General features: G+C 36.8%; 4 protein-coding genes and 1 pseudogene. 4 read left to right on the top strand and 1 reads right to left on the bottom strand.

The genetic code is table 11. The features are described from left to right. On the bottom strand, positions 1-215 hold a 215-nt coding region (locus HMPREF9171_RS1000000114020; RefSeq protein WP_001871920.1), incomplete at its 3' end, for a GntR family transcriptional regulator. Positions 216-373: 158 nt separating this feature from the next. On the opposite strand from HMPREF9171_RS1000000114020, the gene udp reads away from it, so the two are divergent. The 4 genes and pseudogenes from udp to HMPREF9171_RS1000000114175 form a co-directional block, all read left to right on the top strand. Then, positions 374-1,153 (top strand): uridine phosphorylase, encoded by a 780-nt coding sequence (gene udp, locus HMPREF9171_RS112080; protein ID WP_001182060.1) that lies wholly within the window; start codon positions 374-376, stop codon positions 1,151-1,153. A gap of 20 nt (positions 1,154-1,173) precedes the next feature. Next, positions 1,174-2,376 (top strand): NupC/NupG family nucleoside CNT transporter, encoded by a 1,203-nt coding sequence (locus HMPREF9171_RS112085; protein ID WP_001159688.1) that lies wholly within the window; start codon positions 1,174-1,176, stop codon positions 2,374-2,376. 29 nt (positions 2,377-2,405) lie between these two features. Then, positions 2,406-3,077 (top strand): deoxyribose-phosphate aldolase, encoded by a 672-nt coding sequence (gene deoC, locus HMPREF9171_RS112090; RefSeq protein WP_000453151.1) that lies wholly within the window; start codon positions 2,406-2,408, stop codon positions 3,075-3,077. 66 nt (positions 3,078-3,143) lie between these two features. Then, positions 3,144-3,212: pseudogene (locus HMPREF9171_RS1000000114175) on the top strand (phosphopentomutase); the annotation flags it as partial.

Raw genomic sequence — 3,212 nt, 5'->3', positions numbered from 1 at the left:
CCTCTGATATTTTTAACCAAATGGTCTTCTTGTAATAGTGCTAATGACTTTCGTAAAGTAGCTCGACTAACATTAAGTTGCCCTGCTAATTCGGGCTCAGAAGGCAATTGCATTCCAGGAGAATAAGTACCGTCTTGAATCATGTTAAAAATCTTATTGTAGACTTGCACATGCTTTAGTTTATTTAGTTTATTATTTAGTTCATTTTTAGGCATTGTAACCTCCGTATACAAGTTAGTTTAATTGAAAAAATTAGAAAAATCAAGTTAAAAAATAAAACGCTTTCTTTCAATAAAAGCGTTTACAAAGGTTGTCTTGTATGTTATTATACAAGTGTAAAAAAAATAGACAAGACATTAAGGAGGTCTTTATCATGCAGAATTATTCAGGTGAAGTCGGATTGCAATATCACCTACAGATTCGTCCAGGTGATGTAGGTCGTTATGTTATCATGCCAGGTGATCCAAAACGTTGTGCAAAAATTGCGGAACATTTTGATAATGCAGTTCTTGTAGCAGACAGCCGTGAATATGTTACTTATACAGGTACATTAAACGGTGAAAAAGTCAGTGTTACTTCAACTGGTATTGGTGGTCCATCAGCGTCTATTGCGATGGAAGAATTGAAACTCTGTGGCGCTGATACCTTTATCCGTGTTGGAACATGTGGTGGTATTGACCTTGATGTTAAAGGCGGAGACATCGTTATTGCAACCGGAGCTATCCGTATGGAAGGTACAAGTAAAGAATATGCTCCGATTGAATTTCCTGCTGTAGCTGACTTGGAGGTAACGAATGCTCTAGTTAATGCAGCTAAAAAGCTTGGTTACACAAGTCACGCAGGAGTAGTTCAATGTAAAGATGCATTTTATGGACAACATGAGCCAGAACGTATGCCAGTTAGTTATGAATTATTAAATAAATGGGAAGCATGGAAACGTCTGGGAACAAAAGCGTCTGAAATGGAATCTGCAGCTCTTTTTGTAGCAGCAAGTCATCTAGGAGTTCGTTGTGGATCAGATTTCCTTGTTGTTGGTAATCAAGAACGCAACGCTTTGGGTATGGATAACCCAATGGCTCATGACACAGAAGCAGCTATTCAAGTTGCTGTTGAAGCACTCCGTACACTTATTGAAAATGATAAATCACAATAAGCGAGGTTTTGGAAGTCATCATGCAATTTATTTATAGTATTATTGGTATTTTATTGGTATTAGGAATTGTGTATGCAATTTCTTTCAATCGTAAGAGTGTTTCTCTAAGTTTAATTGGAAAAGCTCTTATCGTTCAATTCATTATTGCGCTAATCTTAGTACGTATCCCACTAGGCCAACAAGTTGTTAGTGTTGTTTCAACTGGAGTTACTAAAGTAATCAACTGTGGTCAAGCTGGTTTAAATTTTGTGTTTGGTTCATTAGCAGATAGTGGAGCAAAAACTGGTTTTATTTTCGCCATTCAAACGCTTGGTAATATTGTTTTCTTATCTGCCCTAGTTAGTCTACTTTATTATGTAGGAATCCTTGGATTTGTAGTAAAATGGATAGGTAAGGGTGTTGGTAAAATTATGAAATCCTCAGAGGTTGAGAGTTTTGTTGCCGTAGCTAATATGTTTCTTGGTCAAACAGACAGTCCAATTTTGGTTAGCAAATACCTAGGTCGTATGACTGATAGTGAGATAATGGTTGTGTTGGTATCAGGTATGGGAAGTATGTCAGTTTCTATTCTTGGTGGCTACATTGCATTAGGCATTCCAATGGAATATCTCTTGATTGCTTCAACAATGGTTCCTATTGGCAGTATTCTCATTGCTAAAATCTTATTGCCTCAAACAGAACCTGTTCAAAAAATTGATGACATTAAGATGGATAATAAAGGTAATAACGCCAATGTGATTGATGCAATCGCTGAGGGTGCAAGCACAGGTGCACAAATGGCTTTCTCAATTGGTGCTAGTTTGATTGCCTTTGTTGGTTTAGTTTCTTTGATTAATATGATGTTAAGTGGATTGGGAATTCGCTTAGAACAAATCTTCTCATATGTTTTTGCTCCATTTGGTTTTCTTATGGGATTTGACCACAAAAACATTCTTCTAGAAGGAAACCTTCTTGGAAGTAAGTTGATTTTAAATGAGTTTGTTTCGTTCCAACAATTGGGTCACCTAATCAAATCTTTAGATTATCGTACAGCATTGGTAGCAACTATTTCACTCTGTGGTTTTGCTAATTTATCAAGTTTAGGTATCTGTGTTTCAGGTATTGCTGTTCTTTGTCCAGAGAAACGTGGCACCCTAGCTCGACTTGTTTTCCGTGCAATGATTGGTGGTATTGCTGTAAGTATGCTTAGCGCCTTTATCGTCGGTATTGTAACTCTATTCTAAAAGTTGACAAAAGAAAGAAGGATAGTAACGTGGAAGTAAAAGATATTTTAAAAACGGTAGACCATACTTTGCTAGCAACAACAGCAACATGGCCAGAAATCCAAACAATTTTAGATGATGCAATGGCTTATGAAACAGCTTCAGCATGTATTCCAGCCTCTTACGTCAAAAAAGCAGCAGAGTACGTTTCAGGAAAATTAGCTATTTGTACTGTTATTGGGTTCCCAAATGGCTATAGTACAACTGCAGCGAAGGTTTTTGAATGTCAAGATGCTATTAAAAATGGTGCTGATGAAATTGACATGGTCATTAATTTGACAGATGTTAAAAATGGGGATTTTGATATTGTTGAAGAAGAAATTCGTCAAATCAAAGCTGCATGTCAAGACCATATCTTAAAAGTTATCGTTGAGACATGTCAATTAACTAAAGAAGAACTTATCGAACTTTGTGGAGTTGTCACACGTTCAGGTGCAGACTTTATTAAAACCTCTACTGGTTTTTCGACAGCAGGTGCTACATTTGAAGATGTTGAAATGATGGCAAAATATGTTGGCGAAGGTGTTAAAATTAAGGCAGCAGGTGGAATCTCATCATTGGAAGATGCTGAAAAATTTATTGCTTTAGGAGCTTCACGCTTGGGTACTAGCCGTATCATCAAGATTGTTAAGAACCAAAAAGTTGAAGAAGGCACTTATTAAATAATATAAAGGAAATAGGAAGGATGCTGGTCTGACTTCCTATTTTCAATTGATAAAGGAGAAGTTATGTCACAATTTGATCGCATTCACTTAGTTGTCTTAGATTCAGTGGGTATTGGAGCGGCACCAGATGCC

Source organism: Streptococcus agalactiae ATCC 13813, assembly GCF_000186445.1.
GTDB lineage: Bacteria > Bacillota > Bacilli > Lactobacillales > Streptococcaceae > Streptococcus > Streptococcus agalactiae.
Note: the sequence above shows the minus strand (reverse complement) of the source record. Positions and strands in the feature narration are given on the sequence as shown.

Coding starts and splice junctions, on each gene's coding strand:
- udp (WP_001182060.1), top strand. CDS start 374: ATGCAGAATTATTCAGGTGAAGTCGGATTGCAATATCACCTACAGATT.
- HMPREF9171_RS112085 (WP_001159688.1), top strand. CDS start 1,174: ATGCAATTTATTTATAGTATTATTGGTATTTTATTGGTATTAGGAATT.